This window comes from Paraburkholderia elongata (genome assembly GCF_013177735.1).
Taxonomy (GTDB): Bacteria; Pseudomonadota; Gammaproteobacteria; order Burkholderiales; family Burkholderiaceae; genus Paraburkholderia; species Paraburkholderia elongata.
In genome coordinates this window covers 69,284-90,535 of sequence record NZ_WOEZ01000195.1, presented here as the reverse complement: position 1 = coordinate 90,535, position 21,252 = coordinate 69,284, and the positions used below count along the sequence as shown (strand labels likewise).

General features: G+C 62.9%; 21 protein-coding genes. 13 read left to right on the top strand and 8 right to left on the bottom strand.

Annotated features, from left to right (window positions below):
- Positions 1 to 45 precede the first annotated feature (45 nt).
- Complete coding sequence (locus GNZ13_RS35090) at positions 46 to 1,035, top strand: 2-hydroxyacid dehydrogenase (RefSeq protein WP_172173090.1); 990 nt, start codon at positions 46 to 48, stop codon at positions 1,033 to 1,035.
- Positions 1,032 to 2,480 (top strand): DNA recombination protein RmuC, encoded by a 1,449-nt coding sequence (locus GNZ13_RS35085; RefSeq protein ID WP_172173088.1) that lies wholly within the window; start codon positions 1,032 to 1,034, stop codon positions 2,478 to 2,480. Before GNZ13_RS35090 ends, GNZ13_RS35085 begins: the two co-directional genes overlap by 4 nt.
- A gap of 79 nt (positions 2,481 to 2,559) precedes the next feature.
- Here the strand turns inward: GNZ13_RS35085 and GNZ13_RS35080 are convergent, their stop codons facing one another.
- The 6 genes from GNZ13_RS35080 to GNZ13_RS35055 all read right to left on the bottom strand — a co-directional run bounded on the left by GNZ13_RS35080 (position 2,560) and on the right by GNZ13_RS35055 (position 10,058).
- Positions 2,560 to 3,048, bottom strand: a complete 489-nt coding sequence (locus GNZ13_RS35080) for a GNAT family N-acetyltransferase (RefSeq protein ID WP_172173086.1) — start codon at positions 3,046 to 3,048, stop codon at positions 2,560 to 2,562.
- Complete coding sequence (locus GNZ13_RS35075) at positions 3,048 to 3,323, bottom strand: hypothetical protein (protein WP_054036190.1); 276 nt, start codon at positions 3,321 to 3,323, stop codon at positions 3,048 to 3,050. Before GNZ13_RS35075 ends, GNZ13_RS35080 begins: the two co-directional genes overlap by 1 nt.
- 92 nt (positions 3,324 to 3,415) lie before the next feature.
- Positions 3,416 to 4,717 (bottom strand): molybdopterin molybdotransferase MoeA, encoded by a 1,302-nt coding sequence (gene moeA / locus GNZ13_RS35070; RefSeq protein ID WP_172173084.1) that lies wholly within the window; start codon positions 4,715 to 4,717, stop codon positions 3,416 to 3,418.
- A 74-nt stretch (positions 4,718 to 4,791) separates the two neighbouring features.
- On the bottom strand, positions 4,792 to 5,406 hold the full coding sequence (gene mobA / locus GNZ13_RS35065; RefSeq protein WP_172173082.1) for a molybdenum cofactor guanylyltransferase MobA: 615 nt from the start codon (positions 5,404 to 5,406) through the stop codon (positions 4,792 to 4,794).
- A 12-nt stretch (positions 5,407 to 5,418) separates the two neighbouring features.
- Entirely contained in the window at positions 5,419 to 6,528 is a 1,110-nt protein-coding gene (moaA, locus tag GNZ13_RS35060; RefSeq protein ID WP_172173080.1) for a GTP 3',8-cyclase MoaA, read from the bottom strand.
- A 242-nt stretch (positions 6,529 to 6,770) separates the two neighbouring features.
- On the bottom strand, positions 6,771 to 10,058 hold the full coding sequence (locus GNZ13_RS35055) for an Rne/Rng family ribonuclease (protein WP_172173078.1): 3,288 nt from the start codon (positions 10,056 to 10,058) through the stop codon (positions 6,771 to 6,773).
- 734 nt (positions 10,059 to 10,792) lie between these two features.
- On the opposite strand from GNZ13_RS35055, the gene GNZ13_RS35050 reads away from it, so the two are divergent.
- Genes GNZ13_RS35050 through GNZ13_RS35035 form a run of 4 tightly spaced genes read left to right on the top strand, consistent with a single transcriptional unit; the run spans position 10,793 to position 13,918 of the window.
- On the top strand, positions 10,793 to 11,827 hold the full coding sequence (locus GNZ13_RS35050; protein ID WP_172173106.1) for an RluA family pseudouridine synthase: 1,035 nt from the start codon (positions 10,793 to 10,795) through the stop codon (positions 11,825 to 11,827).
- Positions 11,820 to 12,479, top strand: coding sequence for an HAD-IA family hydrolase (locus tag GNZ13_RS35045; RefSeq protein WP_172173076.1), 660 nt, complete (start codon positions 11,820 to 11,822; stop codon positions 12,477 to 12,479). The genes GNZ13_RS35050 and GNZ13_RS35045 overlap by 8 nt, the downstream gene beginning before the upstream one ends.
- A complete protein-coding gene (locus GNZ13_RS35040) occupies positions 12,476 to 12,880 on the top strand; it encodes a Rieske (2Fe-2S) protein (RefSeq protein ID WP_172173074.1) in 405 nt (134 codons plus the stop codon). Before GNZ13_RS35045 ends, GNZ13_RS35040 begins: the two co-directional genes overlap by 4 nt.
- Positions 12,881 to 12,913: 33 nt before the next feature.
- Positions 12,914 to 13,918: a S49 family peptidase gene (locus GNZ13_RS35035; protein ID WP_172173071.1), complete on the top strand. Its 1,005-nt coding sequence runs from the start codon at positions 12,914 to 12,916 to the stop codon at positions 13,916 to 13,918.
- Positions 13,919 to 14,043: 125 nt separating this feature from the next.
- On the opposite strand, the gene GNZ13_RS35030 is transcribed toward GNZ13_RS35035, so the two are convergent.
- Complete coding sequence (locus GNZ13_RS35030) at positions 14,044 to 14,763, bottom strand: SAM-dependent methyltransferase (RefSeq protein WP_172173069.1); 720 nt, start codon at positions 14,761 to 14,763, stop codon at positions 14,044 to 14,046.
- The gene (locus GNZ13_RS35025; protein WP_172173067.1) at positions 14,760 to 15,377 is read right to left on the bottom strand and encodes a Maf-like protein; all 618 of its coding nucleotides are present in this window, start codon (positions 15,375 to 15,377) and stop codon (positions 14,760 to 14,762) included. The genes GNZ13_RS35030 and GNZ13_RS35025 overlap by 4 nt, the downstream gene beginning before the upstream one ends.
- 259 nt (positions 15,378 to 15,636) lie before the next feature.
- Here GNZ13_RS35025 and GNZ13_RS35020 point away from each other — a divergent pair, with 259 nt between their 5' ends.
- The 7 genes from GNZ13_RS35020 to acpP all read left to right on the top strand — a co-directional run bounded on the left by GNZ13_RS35020 (position 15,637) and on the right by acpP (position 21,101).
- Positions 15,637 to 16,281 carry a DUF177 domain-containing protein gene (locus GNZ13_RS35020; protein WP_172173065.1) on the top strand — a complete coding sequence of 215 codons (645 nt, stop codon included), beginning with the start codon at positions 15,637 to 15,639 and terminating at the stop codon, positions 16,279 to 16,281.
- A gap of 101 nt (positions 16,282 to 16,382) precedes the next feature.
- A complete protein-coding gene (gene rpmF, locus GNZ13_RS35015) occupies positions 16,383 to 16,562 on the top strand; it encodes a 50S ribosomal protein L32 (RefSeq protein WP_006051932.1) in 180 nt (59 codons plus the stop codon).
- A gap of 171 nt (positions 16,563 to 16,733) precedes the next feature.
- A complete protein-coding gene (gene plsX, locus GNZ13_RS35010) occupies positions 16,734 to 17,840 on the top strand; it encodes a phosphate acyltransferase PlsX (protein ID WP_172173063.1) in 1,107 nt (368 codons plus the stop codon).
- On the top strand, positions 17,840 to 18,829 hold the full coding sequence (locus GNZ13_RS35005) for a beta-ketoacyl-ACP synthase III (protein ID WP_172173061.1): 990 nt from the start codon (positions 17,840 to 17,842) through the stop codon (positions 18,827 to 18,829). The genes plsX and GNZ13_RS35005 overlap by 1 nt, the downstream gene beginning before the upstream one ends.
- Before the next feature lie 111 nt (positions 18,830 to 18,940).
- On the top strand, positions 18,941 to 19,876 hold the full coding sequence (gene fabD, locus GNZ13_RS35000) for an ACP S-malonyltransferase (protein ID WP_172173059.1): 936 nt from the start codon (positions 18,941 to 18,943) through the stop codon (positions 19,874 to 19,876).
- 84 nt (positions 19,877 to 19,960) lie between these two features.
- Complete coding sequence (fabG, locus tag GNZ13_RS34995; RefSeq protein WP_172173057.1) at positions 19,961 to 20,710, top strand: 3-oxoacyl-ACP reductase FabG; 750 nt, start codon at positions 19,961 to 19,963, stop codon at positions 20,708 to 20,710.
- 151 nt (positions 20,711 to 20,861) lie between these two features.
- A complete protein-coding gene (gene acpP / locus GNZ13_RS34990) occupies positions 20,862 to 21,101 on the top strand; it encodes an acyl carrier protein (protein WP_004197638.1) in 240 nt (79 codons plus the stop codon).
- Positions 21,102 to 21,252 lie beyond the last annotated feature (151 nt).

Below are 21,252 nucleotides of genomic sequence, written 5' to 3'. Positions count from 1 at the left end.
TGATGCCGAGGCAATTGAACTCGACGCGCTATTCGGAGAATTGCAATGCAGAAGATCCTCGTCGCCCGTCCGATCTTTCCCGATGTGATCGAACGGCTCAAACAGTATTTCGACGTCGACTGGCACCAGGGCGACGTGTTGTCCGCGGAGGAATTGACACGCCGTCTCGTGGATAAAGACGGCGCGTTGACCGCGGGTGATCCGGTCGGTGCGGCGGCGCTCGCAGCGGCGCCGCGTCTGCGCGTGGTGTCGAACATGGCGGTGGGCTACAACAACTTCGACATGGCCGCGTTCAACGCGGCGAACGTACTCGGCACCAATACGCCGGACGTGCTGAACGAATCTACCGCCGACTTCGGCTGGGCACTGATGATGGCCGCGGCGCGCCGCATCGCCGAATCGGAACACTGGCTGCGCGCGGGCAAATGGCAGAAGTGGACCTATGACGGCTTTCTCGGCAGCGACATCTACGGCTCGACGCTCGGCGTGATCGGCATGGGCCGGATCGGACAGGCGCTGGCGCGTCGCGCGAAGGGCTTCAACATGCAGGTGATCTATCACAACCGTTCGCGCGTCGCGCCGGAGATCGAGGCGGAGTTGAACGCGGAATACGCGTCCAAGCAGGACCTGCTGCAGCGCGCCGATCACGTGGTGCTCGTCTTGCCTTACACGAAGGAAAACCATCACACGATCGGCGCGGCCGAGCTCGCGCAGATGAAGCCGACTGCGACGCTTACCAACATCGCACGCGGGGGTATCGTCGACGATGCGGCGCTGGTCGAGGCGCTGCGCACGAATCAGATCGCCGCAGCGGGTCTGGATGTCTACGAAGGCGAGCCGAATCTGAATCCGGATCTGCTGACCGTGCCGAATGTCGTACTGACGCCGCACATTGCCAGCGCGACCGAAGCAACGCGCCGCGCCATGGCGAACCTCGCTGCGGACAATCTGATCGCAGCACTGGGTGAAGGTCCGCGCGCCGGCCGTCCGCCGAATCCGATCAACCCCGAGGTCATCGGCAAGGCGCGTTCATGACAATGATTCTGATGGCGGCCGTTGCAGTGCTGGCGGTCGCATTGGTCATCGCATTGGCATTGCTGACGCGCGGCCATAGCCGCGCTGACGAAAACGAGCAGTTCGAGATTCTCAGCGAGCGCATCGACGCAGCGGCAGATGCGCAGTCGCATGCCTATGAGCGGCTCGAGCGGCAACTGCGCAATGACATCACGGAAACGGCGCGCGTTTCGCGTACCGAGCAGAGCAGTGGGTTCGCGCACTTTCAGCAAACGCTGGCATCGCAATTCAGCAGTATGACGACGGTGCAGGGTGGCAAGATCGACGGCTTCGCGCAGCAGCTCGACGCGGTGCGTCACAGCCTGCAGCAGCAGGCGCAACAGGCACGCGATGAGCAAGGGCGCACGCTCAAGCAGTTCGGCGAAACGCTGACCTTGCAACTGGGTCAACTCACCGAGGCGAACGATCGCCGCTTCGCCGAGGTGCGTGCCACCATCGAGCAGCGGTTGAAAGACATCGAGGCGAACAACTCGACCAAGCTCGAAGAAATGCGCCGCACCGTCGACGAAAAACTGCACGCCACGCTCGAACAGCGTTTGGGCGAGTCGTTCAAGCTGGTGTCGGACCGGCTGGAGCAGGTGCATCGCGGTCTCGGTGAAATGCAGACGCTGGCTGCGGGCGTCGGCGATCTGAAAAAGGTGCTCACCAACGTCAGGACGCGCGGCACATGGGGTGAAGTGCAGCTCGAGGCATTGCTCGAACAACTGCTCACAGCGGATCAATACGCGAAGAACGTCGCGACGGTGCCGAAGAGCGCCGATCGCGTTGAATTCGCGATCAAACTGCCGGGCCGTGCGGAGGCGGGTGGTCCTGCCACGCCGGTCTGGTTGCCCATCGACGCCAAGTTCCCGCGCGAAGATTACGAACGGCTGATCGAGGCACAGGAACGTGCCGATCCCGTTGCGGTGGAGGAGGCGTCGCGCGCGCTCGAAGCGCGGATACGCGCCGAGGCGCGCACGATCGCGGAAAAGTATGTGTCGCCGCCGCACACCACTGATTTCTCGTTGTTGTTCCTGCCAACCGAAGGCCTATATGCGGAAGTCCTGCGTCGGCCGGGCCTGACGGACCAATTGCAACGCGACTACCGCGTGACGATTGCCGGCCCGACCACCCTCACCGCCTTGCTCAATAGTTTGCAGATGGGTTTCCGCACGCTGGCGATCGAGAAGCGGTCGAGCGAGGTGTGGCAAGTGCTCGGCGCGGTGAAAACGGAGTTTGGCAAATTCGGCGACGTGCTGGCAAAGACCAAGGCGCAGCTTGAAACCGTCACGCGTTCGATCGAAGCCGCGGAAACGCGCACCCGCGTCATGAATCGCAAGCTGCGTGACGTCGAGGCATTGCCGGGCGAAGAGGCGAGCGGGTTGCTTGGCGATGAGTTGTCGGGTGTGGATCCCGACGAGCAGTAGAGCCGGACGAGTTTATCCGGACTGATTTTTCGCGGCGCTGCTGATCGGTTTCAGGGGGAAGGGTTGGTGGACGCAGTACTCAGGAAGCGGCGCCTGCGGCCAGTCGTTCCAACGCGTCGCCCGTCAGGCGCACGACACGCCAATCCGGCATCACCGTCGCGCCCATCTTCTCGTAGAAGCTAATGGCCTGCTTGTTCCAGTCGAGCACGGTCCATTCAAAGCGTCCGCACTGCCGCTCGACTGCCAGCGCCGCCAGCCGGGCGAGCATCGCGGCGCCCAGACCGCTGCCGCGCTGACTCGGTTGGACGTAGACATCTTCGAGATACAGCCCGCGCTTGCCGGCGAAGCTCGAGTAATTGTGGAAGAACAGCGCATAGCCGACGATGCGTCCTTCGTTTTCCGCCACCAGCGCTTCGATCGAGGGCCGCGCGCCGAACAGGGCGTCGCGCAAACCGTCTTCGGTCGCGACAAATACGTGCGTGAGGCTTTCGAATTCAGCCAGCTCGTACGTCAGCGCGAAGATTGCGCCGGTATCCGCAGCCGTCGCAGCGCGGATCGTCGCGGTCACTACGCTTCTTCCGGCGCGTCGGTCAGCTGGATTTCGATGCCGCCAAAGCGTGACGCCACCCAGTTGTACGCGTGGCATGCAATCCACAGCAGAATGAAGCCGAGAATCGCGTTCAGCAGCAGCGCGCTGAACACTGTGCTCAATTCGACCGAGCCGTAGCGGATGAACGCTACCAGCACGCCGAGCAACACGATCGGCACCGAGAATGTCAGATACACGAGGATGAGCGCTTTGGCCGTCTGTCCCGGTGCAATGAACGAGATCTGTTTTTTCATGTAAGTCAAACCCGTGTGTCGTGGTGGTAATGGGTAAAGCTGCAAATGTGCGGCGAAAAATTGCGTCAACTCGGCTGCGTCAAGTCAGGGCGTCAGATGAGGCCGTCGAACAGCATGATATCGACGTGCTCGCCCTCGGCAATATCGGCTTCATCGTGCCCGAGAACGATGAAACAATTTGCTTCGCTCATCGAACTGAGCACGCCGGAGCTTTGCGAGCCGGTTGGCGTGACATGCCATTGACCGTGCGCGTCCTGCCCGGCGACGCCGCGCTGGTACTCGGTGCGCCCGGCGCGCTTGCGGATGATCTGGCGGCTGGCGGCGCGCAACAGCGGCAGTGCCTGCGGCGTTGCGCCGGACATCAGTAGCAGCGCTTCGCGCACGATCTGGTAGAACGTCACCATCACGGCTACTGGATTGCCCGGCAAGCCAAAGAATAGCGCGGGCAGCCCGAGACCCGGATGGTTGCCGGACCAGACGCGGCCAAAAGCGAGCGGCCGGCCCGGACGCATCGCGAGACTCCAGAACGCGACGTCGCCGAACGTCTGCAGCAATTGCTTGGTGAAATCCGCCTCGCCGACCGAGACGCCGCCCGAGGTCAACACCACGTCGGCACTGGCCGCGGCGCTGCGCAACGCGGCTTCGAGCGCGGCGGGCTCGTCGCGCACCACGCCGAGATCGAGCGTATCCATGTTCAGGCGCCGGAGCATCGCAAACAGCGTGTAGCGATTGCTGTCGTACACCGAACCCGGCTCGAGCGGCTCGCCGAGCGAGCGCAATTCGTCACCAGTGGAGAAAAATGCGACGCGCAAGCGCCGCCGCACGCTGACTTCGCCAATGCCGAGCGAAGCCAGCAAACCGAGATCCGACGCGCGCATGATGCGGCCGGCGCGTAGCGCGGCATGGCCGCGTACGAGGTCTTCGCCGGTGAGGCGCCGGTTGGCGCCGGCCCGTAGGGCATTGGCCGCAAACCGGATCGAGGTGGAATCGGCGCTGCGCTCGACAAGCTCCTGCGGCACGACGGTGTCGCAGTCAGCCGGCATGCAGGCGCCCGTCATGACGCGTACGCATTGCGTCGTGCCGACCTGGCCCGCGAACGGATGGCCGGCCAGCGCTTTGCCGACGATCGTCAAGTCGACTGTAGATTCAATCGTCGCCAATGCCGTACGATTAAACGCGTAGCCGTCCATGGCCGAGTTGTCGTGCGAAGGGACGTCGATCGGCGAGACGATGTCGGCCGCCAGCACGCGGTCGAGGGCATCGCGCAAGGGCACGCGTTCGACCGCCGTGACGGGCGTTGCCCATTGACGGACGATCGCCTGGGCGGCCGAAACAGGTAGCGCGTGAGGATCGTACTGCGCGACGCAGCGGGAAAATTCGTTAAGCGTGGTCATGAAGGGCTGGGCGTCGCGACCGGAGGCGGTCGCGGCTGTTGCCGTGCGGCCGGAGCGGGATTTCAACCGGGGCCTCAGCAACGCTCGAGGTCGGCGAGTTCTTGTAACGAATTGATATTGTAAAACGCGCGCTCGTCGGTAAAGGCGACTTCGACCGTCTTGTGGCGCGCGTACCACGCGCGGACCTTGCGCTCACCGGCTTCCAGAAAGGCCGCCAGGTCGTCTGTGAGACCCGTTCGCAGCAACGCGAACACGGGATGGAGCGAGACGTGGCCGTCGGCGTCGGTGGTCGTGACGGTCGCGATATCGGCTTGATTCGAGTCGAGTGCCTGCGCGAGGCGGCCTGCAAGTTCGGCGGGCAGTCCGGGGGTATCGCAGGGCGCGCTCAGCATATAGGCGGTGCCGGCCGCGCGCAGCCCGGCGAGCAGGCCCGCCAGCGGTCCGGGAAAGCCGGGTAGGGTATCGGCAAGCACCCTCGCGCCGAACGGCGCGCCGAGGGCGCTGTAGACGTCAGGGTGACGATTGGCGCTGATCAGCAGGGCGCCGGTTTGCGGCGCGAGCCGCTTGAGCACATGGGCGGCAAGCGGCTCGCCGTGCAGCGTTTGCAGCCCCTTGTCGACGCCGCCCATACGCATGCCGCGTCCGCCTGCGAGGACCAGACCGGTGATGTGTTCGCGTGTCGGGGTCATGGGCTTGGCCGTTTAGCCGCCGATGTACGACATTTCCACGCGGCGGCCGTCCTGCTCGCGCGGCGCGGCCGCGCTGCTGCCACGCAGTTGCGAATAACGGTCGCTGCGGCCTTGCCAGATTTCGGCGACGGCGGTGGTGATATCGGCATCGCTCGCACCGCTGCGCAGCAACGCGCGCAGATCGTGACCCGACGACGCGAACAGGCACAGGTACAGCTTGCCCTCTGTCGATAGGCGCGCGCGCGTACAACTGCCGCAAAACGCGCGTGTCACGCTCGAAATCACGCCGATCTCGCCGCCGCCGTCCACGTAACCCCAGCGCTGGGCGGTTTCGGCTGCGCTGTGCGCTTCGAGCGGCACGAGCGGGAAATGCTCGGCAATGCGCGTCACGACATCAGCGGAAGGCAGCACTTCGGTCATGTTCCAGCCGTTCGACGTGCCCACGTCCATGTACTCGATAAAGCGCAGCACCGCGCCCGTGCCTTTGAAGTGACGCGCCATCGGCACGATTTCGCTGTCGTTGGTGCCGCGCTTGACGACCATATTGACCTTCACCGGTGCGAGCCCCACCGCGTGGGCCGCGGCGATTCCGTCCAGCACGTCGGCGACCGCAAAGTCGGCGTCGTTCATGCGGCGGAACAAGGTGTCGTCGAGCGCGTCGAGACTCACTGTCACGCGGGTCAGGCCGGCGTCTTTCAGGCTGCGCGCCTTGCGCTTCAGTAGCGAGCCATTGGTGGTCAGCGTCAGATCGAGCGGGCGGCCTTCCGGCGTGGTGAGTTGCGCGAGCCGTTCGATCAGGAATTCCAGATTTTTGCGCAGGAGCGGCTCGCCACCCGTAAGACGGATTTTCTCGACGCCGTGTGCGACGAAGAGCCGCGCCAGCCGTTCGATTTCTTCGAAGCTGAGCAGCGCGCTATGCGGCAAGAACGCGTAATCCTTGTCGAACACCGCGCGCGGCATGCAGTAGACGCAGCGGAAGTTGCAGCGATCCGTCACCGAGATGCGCAGATCGCGCAGCGGGCGCGCCAGCGTGTCGTGCAGCGCGCCGCTGGGCGCCTGCACGGGGCCGGAAATGACCGGCACCGCGCTGAGATCGGCAACAGGGATGATGCGTCGGGACATGAATTGCTTCGCTTGATGCTTCGTTTCGGGCTGCTTAGGTGCTGCTTAGGTGCTGTGACCGGTGCTGCGATTGGAACCTAGATCTTCATTCTAGCGGAAATGCAACCGGCGGCTGCCGACCCCTGGACGCTGTCCGGGTATACGGGGAGTGGCATATGGCACGCAATTGGGCGGGCGCGCGACGCCCATAAAAACAAAAAGCCCGCCGGTGAGGGCGGGCTTTTTGCATGGCAGGGGTTCGCTTACTGCGGGTGCTTACCGGTTTCCACCATTTGCATCGGCGCGGTTTCGACCGGCGGCAACGCCTTTCGCTCGCGACCCACGCGAACCGGCTTGGCCGCTTGCGCAGCCGCTTCCTGCGCGACTCGCAGCTTGTCGGCGTCGGTGTTCACCCAGACGAGACCGGCTTGTTCCAGCACCGGCTTCAGGGCTTCCGCCGACACACCGGCGCTACGCGGTGCTTGCGGAGCAACTGCAACGGGCGCCGGCTCGACTGCTGCCGGTTCAACGACCGCTTCAACTGCCGGAGCGACCGGTTGCGGTTCGATGATCGCGGCTTGCGGCGCCGGCTGGGCGGCCGGTGCTTCGATCACTGCCGCCTGGGCCGCAGTTTCTACCGGAGCCGGTGCGGCTTGCGCTTCCACGACCGGAGCAACTGCCGGCGTTTCGACTCGCGCTTCGGCAGGGGCTTCAACCCGAGCTTCAAACGGAGCCTCAACGCGAGCGACCGGTTCGACGTGCGAAACCGTCTCACTGGCGGCCGGCACAGCTTGCGCGGCTTCGACCGGCGCGGCAGCGGCTTGCACCACCGGCGCTTCCACTGCTTGCTCGACCGCCACCGGCGCCACCGGCGCTTCTGCGACCAGCACAGCCGTTTCCGTCTTCGCAGTCTGCTCGACGGCCAGAGCTGGCGTCGCGGTTGCAACATGCAGTTCGCTGACGACAGCGGTTTCCGTCGCGACAGCAGCGACAACCACTTCCACCGGCTTAACGGCGTTTGCTTCGTTGACGTCAGCCTTGTGCTCGACCGGTTGATGCGCGGTGCGCACTGGTGCTTCGTCGGTCACATTGACATTGTCGCCTTCAGCTTCCGCGACGTCCGCAGCCAGGTTGCCGTTCACGTCTTCTTCACGCTCACGACGGCCACCACGACGGCCGCGACGGCGACGACGGCGCTCTTCACCTTCACGCGCCACCGCTTCCTGATCGACCGGTGCACCGTTTTCGCCCAAAGCGGTCTGGTTTTGCGCCAGTTCTTCCGCGGATTGCGCGTCGTTTTGCTGCGTCAGTGCATCTGCCGCTTCCGGCTGCTGCTTGCGGCGCTCGCCACGCTCACGGCGTTCGCCGCGTTCTTGGCGCTCACCACGTTCGGCGCGCGGTGCGCCGTCGACGGTTTCCGCACGATCGCTACCGCGATTGTCACGGCCCTCGCGACCTTCACGCGGCTCACGAGCCTCGCGCGGTTCGCGGCCTTCACGGGCCTCACGCGGCTCACGGGTACCACGCGGCTCGCGCGATTCACGTGCTTCGCGCGGTTCACGACCTTCGCGCGCCTCACGTCCTTCACGCGGTTCGCGTTCCTCGCGACGCTGCGACGACGGCTGCTGACCTTGAACCTGGCGGCCGCCGCTCGTGCCTTCGCCGCGGCCCGCTGCATCGCGGCCGCCTGCGCCGCCACGGCGATTGCGGTTGCGATCGCCGCCGCGTTCGCCGATGCGCTCACCGCGCTCCGTGCGTTCGCCGCGTTGCGGGCGCGCCTGCTTTTCGGTCGTAGCCGGAGCGACAGGCGCCGGCGCGGCCGGCTGCATGCCGAACAGATTCTTCAGCCAGCCGATAAAGCCGCCACCGGCCGGGGTGACGGCCACCGGAGCCGGCGTTGCCGCCGGACGGACCGGCGCGCTTGGCGCCGGCTTTTCAGGCGTGATGCCCTTGACCGCGGCTTCCTGTTTCGGCTTCACTTCCTCGGCGCGCTTGCTGTAACCGGTTTCCGATTCCAGTTCGTGGGCTGCTTCTTCGGCCATCTTCCACGAGGCGCGCGGCTCGTCGAGGCGCGCGTCGTCGTGACGCAGGCGCTCGAGCTTGTAGTGCGGCGTGTCGAGGTGCTTGTTCGGGATCAGGACGACATTGACCTTGAAACGCGATTCGATCTTGTTGATTTCCGCGCGCTTTTCGTTCAACAGGAAGGCGGTCACTTCGACCGGCACCTGGCAATGGATCGCCGCGGTGTTTTCCTTCATCGCTTCTTCCTGAATGATCCGCAGCACTTGCAGCGCGGACGATTCGGTATCGCGGATGTGGCCCGTGCCGTTACAGCGCGGGCAGGTCACATGGCTGCCTTCCGACAAAGCCGGGCGCAGACGCTGACGCGACAGTTCCATCAGGCCGAAGCGCGAGATCTTGCCCATCTGGACGCGCGCACGGTCGTGCTTCAAGGCGTCTTTCAGGCGTTGTTCGACTTCACGCTGGCTCTTGGCCGACTCCATGTCGATGAAGTCGATCACGATCAGGCCGCCCAGGTCGCGCAGGCGCAACTGGCGGGCCACTTCGTCGGCGGCTTCGAGGTTGGTGCGTGCAGCCGTTTCCTCGATGTCGGCGCCCTTGGTGGCGCGCGCCGAGTTCACGTCGATCGCGACCAGTGCTTCCGTGTGGTCGATCACGATGGCGCCGCCGGAGGGCAGCGGCACGGTGCGCGAGTACGCGGTTTCGATCTGGTGTTCAATCTGGAAGCGCGAGAACAGCGGCACGTCGTCGTGATACCGCTTCACCTTGCTGACATTGTCCGGCATCACAATATCCATGAAGGCGCGGGCCTGGTCATGGATTTCGGTGGTGTCGATCAGGATTTCGCCGATATCCGGCTGGAAATAGTCACGAATCGCGCGGATCACCAGGCTCGATTCGAGATAAATCAGCATCGGCTGGCCGCTCGAACCGCTTTGCGACGCAGCCTCGATGGCGCGCCACAGTTGCATCAGGTAGTTCAGGTCCCACTGCAGCTCTTCGGCGCTGCGGCCAATACCGGCCGTGCGCGCGATGATGCTCATGCCTTCCGGCAATTGCAGCTGGGCCATGGTTTCGCGCAGTTCCTGACGGTCGTCGCCTTCGATCCGGCGCGACACACCGCCGCCGCGCGGGTTGTTCGGCATCAATACCAGATACCGGCCGGCGAGCGAGATGAAGGTGGTGAGGGCTGCGCCCTTGTTGCCGCGCTCTTCCTTTTCGACCTGAACGATCAGTTCCTGACCTTCTTTCAGGGCGTCCTGGATGCGCGCGGAGCGCATGTCGACGCCGTCGCGGAAATACTGGCGGGCGACTTCCTTGAACGGCAAAAAGCCGTGGCGGTCTTCGCCGTAGTTGACGAAGCAGGCTTCGAGCGAAGGCTCGATGCGGGTGATGATGCCCTTGTAAATATTGCCTTTGCGCTGTTCGCGCCCGGCGGTTTCGATGTCGATATCGATGAGTTTTTGCCCATCGACGATGGCGACGCGCAGTTCTTCCTGCTGCGTCGCGTTGAACAACATTCGTTTCATTGAACGGCTCCAGAGCGGCTTAGCGTGGCCCCTGGCGGCGCGGTTGTCAGTCGCGAGAGCCAAACGGGCAGCGGCATGCCGCGCCTTATTGTGTTTTCACAAGCACGCTGGAGCGGGAAAAATGGCGGGAGAATTGCCTGAGAGGGCCCGGCCCCATTGAAAAATGGGCACGGTGCCGCAGGGCACATGCGAACACGGCTTCAAATAACGACCCGACACGCCGCGGGTTCTGCCAGCAGACCTTCATAAGCCTTGCGTCCACTCGCGCCGGTGCGCCAACTGGGCGCGTGACCGGAGGGTCGAAGGCTGCGGTCATGCCGCAGCGGGAAGTTCGCGCAGTCGGCGCGTCTTTTCTCGCTGGGGGTGTCTCGCCTCATTTTGACGTCGCCATGTCTTGTACTTTCTACAAGACGCCTCGGGCGCACGCCGTATTTTCGCAACCGGCAGCTTCGTACAGCAGGGCGTCAGACCGCCCGATACCGAAGCTGAAAGTTAAATTCTTTTTTACCAAAATTCCGTTACCGTCGAAGCCGACCTTGACCGAACGCGCCTGTGGGCGCCGTCCCTGCCGGGCACTGACTTCGTGCGTGCAACATGTTGCATCTCATTTTCAGGGTGAGCAACCAGACCCCGGCGCAAGTAAAATAATGGTTTATCGCTTGCGCCTGCGCAATCCGCCCGAATTCCGGACACTGCGCCGGCCGCCGCAGACTGCTGGGCAAATTATATTCATAATGAAAGAGTTAGGCAAAATATCCCAGAAATCGGTCGCAAGCGACCAGGTCTCGATGATCGAGATCGACGACAGTGCGGCCGGACAGCGCATTGATAACTTCCTTTTGCGCGTCTGTAAGGGCGTGCCAAAAAGCCATATTTACCGCATCCTGCGTAGCGGGGAAGTGCGTGTGAATAAGGGCCGGATAGACGCGCAGTACCGCCTTGAGCTGGGCGATCTGGTGCGTGTGCCACCTATTCGCGTCGCTCAACCGAACGAGGCGATCGCCCACGCGCCGGTGCCGAGCGCCGATTTCAAAATTATTTTTGAAGACGAGCACATGCTCGTGATCGACAAACCGGCCGGCGTGGCGGTCCACGGTGGCAGCGGTGTTGCGTTCGGCGTGATCGAACAGATGCGCGAAGCGCGACCGCAGGCGAAATTCCTCGAATTGGTGCATCGGCTGGACCGCGAGACGTCCGGCATCCTGATGCTCGCCAAAAAGCGCTCCGCGCTGGTCAATCTGCACGAGCAGATTCGCGAGAACAAGATGGATAAGCGCTACTATGCGTGCGTCCACGGCGAGTGGGCGAGCGACTGGGGTCGCCGCCGCGCAGTCAAGGAGCCGCTGCATAAGTATTTGACCGCGGACGGCGAACGGCGTGTGCGCGTCCAGGCCGACGGCCTTGCGTCGCACACGGTCTTCAATCTGATCGATCGCTGGCCGGAGTACGCGCTGCTCGAGGCGGAACTGAAGACCGGCCGCACGCATCAGATTCGCGTCCATTTGCAGCATCTGGAGCTGCCGATCGTCGGCGATGCGAAATACGGTGACTTCGCGCTGAACAAGGCGCTGGCGCGCGCCAACGCCAAGCCTGGCCTGAAGCGCATGTTCCTGCACGCTTACCGTCTTAAGTTGACGCACCCGGCAACTGGCGCACCCGTGCAGTTCGAGGCGCCGCTGCCGGCTGAATGCCGCAGTTTCGTTGCGCAGCTCAATGAATTACGTGAATTACGAAGTGGGTCAAACCCGGAGACGATACCGCATGGCTAGAGAGCAATTTGATTTGATCGTCTTCGACTGGGACGGGACGTTGATGGATTCGACCGCGCATATCACGCGCAGCATCCAGGCGGCATGCCGCGATCTCGGTCTGCCGGTTCCCGCCGATGAGGCCGCCAGCTACGTGATCGGTCTCGGCCTGCGCGACGCGCTGCAAATCGCCGCGCCCACGCTCGATCCGGCCGATTACCCGCGTCTGGCGGAGCGCTATCGCTTTCACTATTTAGTGAAGGATCAGACCACCGAGCTGTTCGCCGGCGTGCGCGAAATGCTGCAGGAATTGCGCGATCAGGGTTATCTGCTGGCGGTGGCGACCGGCAAGAGCCGCGTCGGGCTGAACCGCGCGCTCGATCAATCGCGGCTGACGAGCCTGTTCGACGGCACCCGCTGCGCGGACGAAACCTTCTCGAAGCCGCATCCGGCCATGCTGCACGAACTTACCCGTGAACTGGGGCAGGATCTGGTGCGCACGGTGATGGTGGGCGATACGACGCACGATCTGCAGATGGCGATCAATGCGGGCGTCGCGGGCATTGGTGTCACATACGGCGCGCATCCTGCCGGTTCGCTGGCCGCTCTGTCGCCGAAATTCGTCGCCTCCAGCGTGAGCGCGCTGTCTGGCTGGCTGCGAGAGAACGCATGAGCATGGGTATGACCGAGGCGGCGACCCAGGCTGTTCGCATTTGCGCGTCTGAAGAACTGGTCGACGGCGGCGCGGGCGTGCGGCGCGCGGCCAGGTTCGGCGACGGCGACGTCGTGGTATTTTTCGTTCGCTATGATGGCCGCGCATACGGCTATCTGAACCGCTGCGCCCACGTGCCGATGGAGCTCGATTGGGCCGAAGGGCAGTTCTTCGAATCGTCCGGTTTATACTTGATGTGCGCTACACATGGCGCGATTTACGCGCCTGATACGGGCAAATGCGTCGGCGGCCCGTGCCGCGGCGGCCGGTTGCGCCCCGTCCGGGTTGACGAGCGGGATACACCTGAAGGCCGTGCCGTGTTCTGGCTGCCGGACGGCGAACTACGCCCGGCCACGCCCTGACTTTTCTCCTCTTCGACCTTTCCACTGCACCGCATGTCTGACAACTTGACTCCCGAACCGAAGGAACCGTCCCTGACAGGCCGTCCCCGCACGCCTGCCGATGAGCCGGGCTGGGAGCGCGCCGCGCTCGAGCGCATCGCGCTTGCGGCAATCACCGAGCAGCGCGCGGCACGCCGCTGGAAGATCTTCTTCCGGTTTGTGTTCCTGATCGTCTTGCTGCTGGCGGTATGGGGTGTGTTCGATTTCTCCGGCGACAAGGTTTCGACCACTGGCCGGCATACGGCAATGGTGTCGATTGATGGTGAAATCTCTGCTGATACGAATGCGAACGCCGAAGATATCAACACCGCACTGGAAAGTGCGTTCGACGATGCGGGTACGGCAGGCGTGATCCTGCGCTGTAACAGCCCGGGCGGCAGCCCGGTGCAGGCCGGCATTATCTACAACGAGATTCGCCGGTTGCGCGCCAAGTATCCGTCGATCCCGTTGTATGTCGTGGTCGGCGACATGTGCGCGTCGGGCGGCTATTACGCGGCTGCGGCGGCCGACAAGATATACGTGGACAAGGCGAGCATCGTTGGTTCGATTGGCGTGCTGATGGACAGCTTCGGCTTCACCGGGCTGATGGATAAGCTCGGGATTCAGCGCCGCCTGCACACGTCGGGGGAGAACAAGGGCTTTTTCGACCCGTTCTCGCCGGAAACGCCAAAGATGGACGATCATGCGCAGGACATGCTCGATCAGATCCACGCGCAGTTCATCGACGCCGTGCGTGAGGGCCGCGGCAAGCGCTTGCACGAAACGCCGGATATGTTCTCGGGACTCTTCTGGACCGGTCAGAAGAGTGTCGAACTGGGGCTGGCCGACGGTTTCGGCGACGCGGATTACGTCGCGCGCGATCTCTTCAAGGCGCCGGATATCGTCGACTACACGGTCAAAGAGAGCATTACGGACCGCGTGGCGCGCAAGTTCGGCGCGGCAGTCGGCAGTGGCGCCGTTCACGCGATGGCGCTTGGCGGGAAGATGAGTCTGCGGTGATTGAGTGCTAAAAAAGAAGCCCCGTGCGGTCGAAAGTCGATTGCACGGGGCTTTTTTGTTTTTCGCCGGTAGGCGGCAAACAGCGCGTCGAGCGGCGAGTTGAGCGGTTTAAGACGCAGCAGCCATCACACGGCGAGGATCAGGAAAATTGCCGGCCGCTTGTGCAAATCGATAGCCGGTTTCTTCTTCCAGTCGGCCACGGTGCGGCTGGCGATGGTTTCCGTCTCCAGCGTCAGATCGACTGCAACGCAAACGAGGGTGGAGGGCGCGCACGTTGCGAGCAACGTATCGAGCAGCGGTTTATTCCGATAAGGCGTCTCGATAAAAATCTGCGTTTGTTTGGCTTTGCGCGACTGCTGCTCCAGGTCGCGTAGGCGCTTGGCCCGTTCGGTGGCGTCGACCGGCAGATAGCCGTGGAAAGCAAAACTCTGGCCATTCAGGCCAGAGGCCATCAAGGCCAGCAGAATTGAACTCGGTCCGACAAACGGCACGACCTTTACGCCACGCTCATGCGCGCGACGCACCAGCAGAGCGCCCGGATCGGCGACCGCCGGACAGCCGGCTTCGGACACCAGGCCGGCATCCGTGCCCGCCAGCAAAGGCGCGAGTAGTTTGTCGATCTCACCGGCCGGCGTATTGACGTTCAACTCGCGAATCTCGATTTCCTGGATCGGCCTTTCGGTGCCGACCTTCTTCAGGAAAGCGCGGGTGGTTTTCGCGTTTTCGCCGATGTAGTACTGCAGCGACGCTGCGCGAGCGCGCACCGGCGCGGGCAGGACGGCGTCGAGAGCGTCGGCATCGCCTTCGCCGAGCGTGTTTGGGATCAGATATAAGGTGCCGCTCATTGTGCCCCCAGAAGTGGATAACCCACTGCGAGCAGCATGTGCGACAGTGCGATCAATGGCAGCCCGACCAGCGCGGTCGGGTCGTCCGAGTGAATGGCTTCGAGCAGCGCGATGCCGAGACCTTCGGATTTTGCGCTGCCCGCGACGTCATATGGCGTTTCAGCGCGCAGATAAGCGTCGAGCGCGGCGTCCGGCAGGTTGCGGAATTGCACGCGGGTAATGACGTCGGCGGCTTGCGCCGCCCCAGAACGGCTGTCGAACAGGCAGAGTGCGCTATGAAACAGCACTTCGCGGCCGCGCATTGCCTGCAGCTGGGCGAGTGCCTTGTCGTGCGTGCCGGGCTTGCCGATCTGCAGGCCGTCGTAGGTGGCAACCTGATCCGAGCCGATCACGAGTGCGGCTTCACCGGCGCCCAGTCCCTCGCCTACTGCACGGGCTTTTGCCTCGGCGAGGCGCAGGGCGGTCACTTCGGGCGTTTCGCCGGCGAGCGGCGTTTCGTCGATCGCCGGCACGACGACATCGAACGGAATGCGCAGGCGCTCGAGCAGCTCGCGACGATAAGGTGAACTCGACGCCAGGATCAGGCGTGGCGGGCGATTGAGGGAATCTGGCATGTGCAACCAACGGCTAGAGAGGCGGGTCGTACGGGGTTGTGCGGGTATCGCACGTGTACGGGCTTAAGTGTTTGACTCGAAAAGACAAAACGGATATGATTTCGGGCTTTTCATCGGTATGCTATTGCACAGGCGGCGTCGTGTGATGCGGCCTAGGTGGGCAACCCCGTGTTGCCAACACAGGTAGCGCACGAGTTCCGCGGGCTGCTTTGCAAACCGATTTATCCCCGGCGAAATCCTTGCCGACGCAGGAGCGCACATGACTCAACATCCTGGCAACCCTGCTGGTCTATCCGACCCGCACGATATCGATCTGTTCGAATTTGCGCGGAGTGGGCGTCAGGCCGCGGGTGTCGTGCGCGTCTCGCAACTGCCGCGCATGTTAAACGAAGTCCCGGCAGAAGCGCCAGACCGCGATACCGCGTTCACCTGGCAAGCCGAAGGGGCGACGCAGCCGGAATTGCAGGACGACGGCACCGAGGGTCCGCAGCCTTATCTGAGGCTGGCGATTCACGGCGCTGCATGGCTCGAATGTCAGCGGTGCATGACGCCGTGTTTGCAGCCGTTCAATGTCGATGCAACTTACCGGATCGTCAACACTGAGGCGGAAGCCGAAGAGTTTCCGCTCGACGAGGATGAAGTCGAAGTGATCGTGGGCTCGCGCCAGTTCGATCTCATCGACTTGATCGAAGAAGAGTTGCTGCTTTCCTTGCCGCTCGTGCCCAAGCATGAAGTGTGTCCCGAGGTGCACGAGAGCCTTGTCTCTGGTGTGGCCGGTGCAGAAGGCGAGGGCGACGAGGCTGCGCCGGACGAGGCAGGTGAGGGCGGCGAGCCCGAGCGGCCCAATCCGTTTGCGGCGCTCGAAAGTCTCAAGCGCGGTGAGCCGGGCGACAAGAAGCACTGAACAGTTGCATGGGAGCGCGAAGCGGGCGCATTGGCCATTCGGTCAATGGCGGACACCGGGTCGGGCTGTGTTAGAATTCGGAAAATTTTTAGGAGTTAGTCATGGCAGTTCAACAAAATAAGAAGTCGCCGTCGAAGCGCGGCATGCACCGTTCGCACGATTTCCTGACGGCAGCGCCGCTGGCCGTGGAGCCGAGCACGGGCGAAGTGCATCTGCGTCACCACGTTAGCCCGAACGGCTACTATCGCGGCAAGAAAGTCGTCAAGACGAAGAACGACTAATCGTTTCATTGCGTGCGCCCCTTGGCGTTTCGCGTGGCGATCGGCTCGCTTGACATTTTCCCGGCTCGGCAAAAAGGCGGCATTCAATTGCCGCTTTTTTGTGTCGATCGCAGTTGGCGCTTTAGCGCTTACTGCGGTCCCATGCAGGGTGCCTGAAATTCGTCGCACTCCATGACAGTAAAGCTCACGATAGATTGCATGGGAGGCGACCACGGCCCGTCCGTGACCGTTCCCGCTGCCGTCAACTTCGTTCGTTCGCATCCCGATGCTGAGCTGCTGCTCGTCGGCATTGAAAGTGCGATTCGTGCGCAGCTGAAGAAGTTGAAGGCACAGGACCTGCCGGCGCTGACCGTCGTACCCGCTTCTGAGATCGTCGCCATGGACGATCCGGTTGAAGTCGCGCTGCGCAAGAAAAAAGATTCATCCATGCGCGTGGCGCTGAACCGCGTCAAGGAAGGCGAGGCGCAAGCCTGCATTTCCGCCGGTAACACCGGCGCGCTGATGGCGGTATCGCGCTATGTGCTGAAAACGCTGTCGGGCATTGAACGCCCGGCCATCGCGTTCGCACTGCCCAATCCCGATGGCTACACGATGATGCTCGACCTGGGCGCCAACGTCGACTGCGAGCCGCAGCATCTGCTGCAGTTCGCGGAGATGGGGCACGCGCTCGTGTCGGCGCTCGAAGGCAAGGAGCGGCCCACCATCGGCCTGCTCAACATCGGCGAAGAAGTCATCAAGGGCAACGAAACCATCAAACGTGCCGGCGAACTGTTGCGCGCGAGTACACTTAACTTTCACGGTAACGTGGAAGGCAACGACATTTTCAAGGGCACGGTCGACGTAATCGTCTGCGACGGTTTCGTCGGCAATGTCGCGCTGAAAACGTCGGAAGGCCTCGCGCAGATGCTCAACGACATCATCAAGGAAGAGTTCGGCCGTTCGTGGCTCACCAAGGTAATGGCGGTGCTCGCATTACCGGTATTGATGCGTTTCAAGAAACGGGTCGATCATCGGCAATACAATGGTGCCGCGTTGCTGGGCCTGCGTGGGCTGGTGATCAAAAGCCACGGCTCGGCGGACGCCTACGGGTTTGAGTGGGCTATCAAACGCGGGTATGATGCCGTCAAAAACGGCGTGCTGGAACGCCTTGCGCGAGCAATGGAAGAGAACGCAGGTTCTCTCGAACAGGCGGCGCGCGACGCAAGCGGTGCGGGTCACGCAAGCCCGATCGCAGGCCAGCCGGCCGAGCCCTACGCTGCGCAATCCTCGAAGGCATAATGGCTCAATCGACAATTTATTCCCGCGTGCTGGGCACCGGCAGCTACCTGCCGCCCGGACGCGTCACCAATCAGGATCTGGCTGAACGTCTCGCCAGCCAGGGCGTCGAGACGAGCGACGAATGGATCGTTGCCCGCACGGGCATCCATGCGCGCCACTTCGCCGAACCCGATGTCACCACCAGCGATCTGGCGCTGATCGCCTCGCAGCGCGCGATCGAAGCGGCGGATATCGATCCGCAAGCCATCGATCTGATCATCGTTGCAACCTCTACGCCTGATTTTGTGTTTCCGAGTACGGCGTGCCTGTTGCAGAACAAGCTCGGCATCAAGAATCACGGCGCGGCATTCGACGTGCAGGCCGTCTGTTCCGGCTTTGCTTACGCGGTGGCAATGGCGGATAGCCTGATTCGCGGCGGCCAGCATCGCACGGCGCTGGTGATCGGCGCGGAAACCTTCTCGCGTATTCTCGATTTCAAGGACCGCACCACCTGCGTGCTGTTCGGCGACGGCGCGGGCGCGGTGATCCTGCAGGCGTCCGAAGAACCGGGTGTGCTGGCGAGCGCTTTGCACGCCGACGGCAGCCATTCGAACATTCTCTGCACGCCGGGCAATGTGAACGGCGGCGTGATCGAGGGCAGCGCGTTCCTGCATATGGACGGGCAGGCTGTGTTCAAGCTCGCGGTCAATGTGCTCGAAAAGGTTGCAGTCGAAGCACTCGCAAAAGCGAATCTGTCGGCCGAGCAGATCGACTGGCTGATTCCGCATCAGGCCAATATCCGCATCATGCAAAGCACTTGCCGCAAGCTCGGCTTGCCGCAGGAGCGCATGGTCGTCACGGTGGGCGAACACGGCAATACGTCGGCTGCGTCCATTCCGCTCGCATTCGACGTCGCGGTGCGCGACGGCCGCATCAAGCGCGGCCAGAACGTGCTGATCGAAGGCGTCGGCGGCGGGTTCACGTGGGGCGCGTCGGTTATCCGCTACTGATAGCGGCGACGTTATGGCGAGCGCTCTTCGCGGCGCTCGGCTACGCTTGAGCGCGCTCGCCATCAACCGGGCGCGCCACCCACATCTGACAACATCGATTTTGGGGACGATATGAAATTTGCGTTCGTTTTTCCTGGGCAAGGTTCGCAGTCGGTCGGCATGCTTAACGCATTCGCCGATCACGCGATCGTGCGTGAGACGGTTCAGGAAGCGTCCGATGCGCTCAATCAGGACCTCGGCAAGCTGATCGCCGAAGGCCCCGTCGAAGATCTGAACCTCACCACTAATACCCAGCCGGTCATGCTGACTGCCGCCTATGCGATTTATCGCGCGTGGCAGCAGGCGGGCGGCCCGAAGCCGGCCATCGTCGCCGGTCATAGCCTCGGCGAATACACCGCGCTGGTCGCGGCGGGCGCGATTGCGTTTCGCGATGCTGTGCCGCTCGTGCGTTTTCGCGCGCAAGCCATGCAAACGGCAGTGCCGGTCGGCGTTGGCGGCATGGCCGCGATTCTCGGCCTCGATGACGACACGGTGCGCGCGGTTTGCGCTGAAGCGTCGGTCGCGGGTGTCGTCGAAGCAGTGAATTTCAATGCGCCGGCGCAAGTCGTGATCGCCGGTCACAAGGCCGCAGTCGAAAAGGCTTGCGAAGTCGCGAAGGCGAAGGGCGCAAAGCGTGCGTTGCCGCTGCCGGTATCGGCGCCGTTCCACTCGTCGCTGCTCAAGCCGGCGTCGGATCAATTGCGCGAGTATCTGGCTAGCGTCGACGTGCAAGTGCCGTCGATTCCGGTGATCAACAACGTCGACGTCGCGGTGGTCAACGAGCCGGCAAAGATCAAGGACGCGCTGGTGCGTCAGGCAGCAGGTCCGGTGCGTTGGGTTGAAAGCGTGCAGGCGATGGCGGCGCAAGGCGTCACGCATGTGATCGAATGCGGTCCTGGCAAGGTCCTCGCGGGTTTGACGAAGCGCATCGACGGCAATCTGAACGGCGCCTCCGTGTTCGATCCGGCTTCGCTCGAAGAAACGCTCAAGCTCGTGACGGCGGGCTGAACGCCGCTTCATAGGGCGGAAGCAAGGCGCCAAGCTCGAAATCAAGAATCAATCAGCCCTCCGAAAGGGCATCCGGACTGACAGATGGAAAAGACTCTCGACAAGCAAATCGCAATCGTGACGGGCGCGTCGCGCGGCATTGGCCGTGCGATCGCGATGGAACTGGCGCGCCAGGGCGCGACGGTGATCGGCACGGCAACCACCGAAAGCGGCGCGGCAGCGATCAGCGAAGCCTTTAACGCGGCTGGCGTGAACGGTCGCGGCGCGGTGCTCAACGTGAACGACGCCGCTGCAGCCGAAGCGCTGATCGACGGCACCGTAAAGGAATTCGGCGCGCTGCACGTGCTGGTGAACAACGCCGGCATCACGCAAGACCAACTCGCGATGCGTATGAAGGACGACGACTGGGACGCGGTGATCGACACCAATCTCAAGTCGGTCTTCCGTCTGTCGCGCGCGGTGTTGCGTCCGATGATGAAGGCGAAGGGCGGCCGTATCATCAACATCACGTCGGTGGTCGGCTCGGCCGGCAACCCGGGGCAGATCAACTACGCAGCCGCGAAAGCGGGCGTGGCAGGCATGACGCGCGCACTGGCGCGCGAGATCGGCAGCCGCGGTATCACCGTGAATTGCGTCGCGCCGGGCTTCATCGATACCGACATGACCAAGACCCTGCCGGAAGAGCAGCAAACCGCACTGAAGTCGCAGATTCCGCTCGGCCGCCTTGGCAGCCCGGACGATATCGCGCACGCCGTGGCGTTCCTCGCGTCGCCGCAAGCGGGTTATATCACCGGCACGACATTGCATGTGAACGGCGGAATGTACATGTCGTAACCAAATTCGGTTACTATCCGCGCCTTGATGCGTTTGCAAAAGCGTAAGGCGCATGCCTTGACAGGAACCCGATGCGCCGCTTTTTTGCCGGGTCAAACCTGATAAAATGCGCGCACCTGTATTTTTGAACTTCTTTTCCCTTGGAGGGGTAATGGACAATATCGAACAGCGCGTCAAGAAGATCGTCGCAGAACAACTGGGCGTTGCAGAAGCTGAGATCAAGAACGAAGCTTCGTTCGTGAACGACCTCGGCGCCGACTCGCTCGACACCGTTGAACTCGTGATGGCCCTCGAAGACGAATTCGGCATGGAAATTCCGGATGAAGAAGCCGAGAAGATCACCACCGTTCAGCAAGCGATCGACTACGCTCGCGCGAACGTCAAGGCCTAAAGTCATTCGCGCCTGCGTTTCTGCGTTGGCGGCGTATGACGCCCTGCCGTGTCGGTTTCCGACGCCAGCAGGGTTGGCGCTTTTTGCCGTGCAGGAGCCAGCGATGTTGACAGCGCAAGTTTCCGCGCGATTGCCGACTTTCAAGAAAACG

Excerpts from the sequence above, each read along its gene's own strand:
- GNZ13_RS35090 (WP_172173090.1), top strand. The coding sequence starts at position 46 with ATGCAGAAGATCCTCGTCGCCCGTCCGATCTTTCCCGATGTGATCGAA.
- GNZ13_RS35085 (WP_172173088.1), top strand. The coding sequence starts at position 1,032 with ATGACAATGATTCTGATGGCGGCCGTTGCAGTGCTGGCGGTCGCATTG.
- GNZ13_RS35075 (WP_054036190.1), bottom strand. The coding sequence starts at position 3,323 with ATGAAAAAACAGATCTCGTTCATTGCACCGGGACAGACGGCCAAAGCG.
- moeA (WP_172173084.1), bottom strand. The coding sequence starts at position 4,717 with ATGACCACGCTTAACGAATTTTCCCGCTGCGTCGCGCAGTACGATCCT.
- mobA (WP_172173082.1), bottom strand. The coding sequence starts at position 5,406 with ATGACCCCGACACGCGAACACATCACCGGTCTGGTCCTCGCAGGCGGA.
- moaA (WP_172173080.1), bottom strand. The coding sequence starts at position 6,528 with ATGTCCCGACGCATCATCCCTGTTGCCGATCTCAGCGCGGTGCCGGTC.
- GNZ13_RS35055 (WP_172173078.1), bottom strand. The coding sequence starts at position 10,058 with ATGAAACGAATGTTGTTCAACGCGACGCAGCAGGAAGAACTGCGCGTC.
- GNZ13_RS35050 (WP_172173106.1), top strand. The coding sequence starts at position 10,793 with ATGAAAGAGTTAGGCAAAATATCCCAGAAATCGGTCGCAAGCGACCAG.
- GNZ13_RS35045 (WP_172173076.1), top strand. The coding sequence starts at position 11,820 with ATGGCTAGAGAGCAATTTGATTTGATCGTCTTCGACTGGGACGGGACG.
- GNZ13_RS35040 (WP_172173074.1), top strand. The coding sequence starts at position 12,476 with ATGAGCATGGGTATGACCGAGGCGGCGACCCAGGCTGTTCGCATTTGC.
- GNZ13_RS35035 (WP_172173071.1), top strand. The coding sequence starts at position 12,914 with ATGTCTGACAACTTGACTCCCGAACCGAAGGAACCGTCCCTGACAGGC.
- GNZ13_RS35030 (WP_172173069.1), bottom strand. The coding sequence starts at position 14,763 with ATGAGCGGCACCTTATATCTGATCCCAAACACGCTCGGCGAAGGCGAT.
- GNZ13_RS35025 (WP_172173067.1), bottom strand. The coding sequence starts at position 15,377 with ATGCCAGATTCCCTCAATCGCCCGCCACGCCTGATCCTGGCGTCGAGT.
- GNZ13_RS35020 (WP_172173065.1), top strand. The coding sequence starts at position 15,637 with ATGACTCAACATCCTGGCAACCCTGCTGGTCTATCCGACCCGCACGAT.
- rpmF (WP_006051932.1), top strand. The coding sequence starts at position 16,383 with ATGGCAGTTCAACAAAATAAGAAGTCGCCGTCGAAGCGCGGCATGCAC.
- plsX (WP_172173063.1), top strand. The coding sequence starts at position 16,734 with ATGACAGTAAAGCTCACGATAGATTGCATGGGAGGCGACCACGGCCCG.
- GNZ13_RS35005 (WP_172173061.1), top strand. The coding sequence starts at position 17,840 with ATGGCTCAATCGACAATTTATTCCCGCGTGCTGGGCACCGGCAGCTAC.
- fabD (WP_172173059.1), top strand. The coding sequence starts at position 18,941 with ATGAAATTTGCGTTCGTTTTTCCTGGGCAAGGTTCGCAGTCGGTCGGC.
- fabG (WP_172173057.1), top strand. The coding sequence starts at position 19,961 with ATGGAAAAGACTCTCGACAAGCAAATCGCAATCGTGACGGGCGCGTCG.
- acpP (WP_004197638.1), top strand. The coding sequence starts at position 20,862 with ATGGACAATATCGAACAGCGCGTCAAGAAGATCGTCGCAGAACAACTG.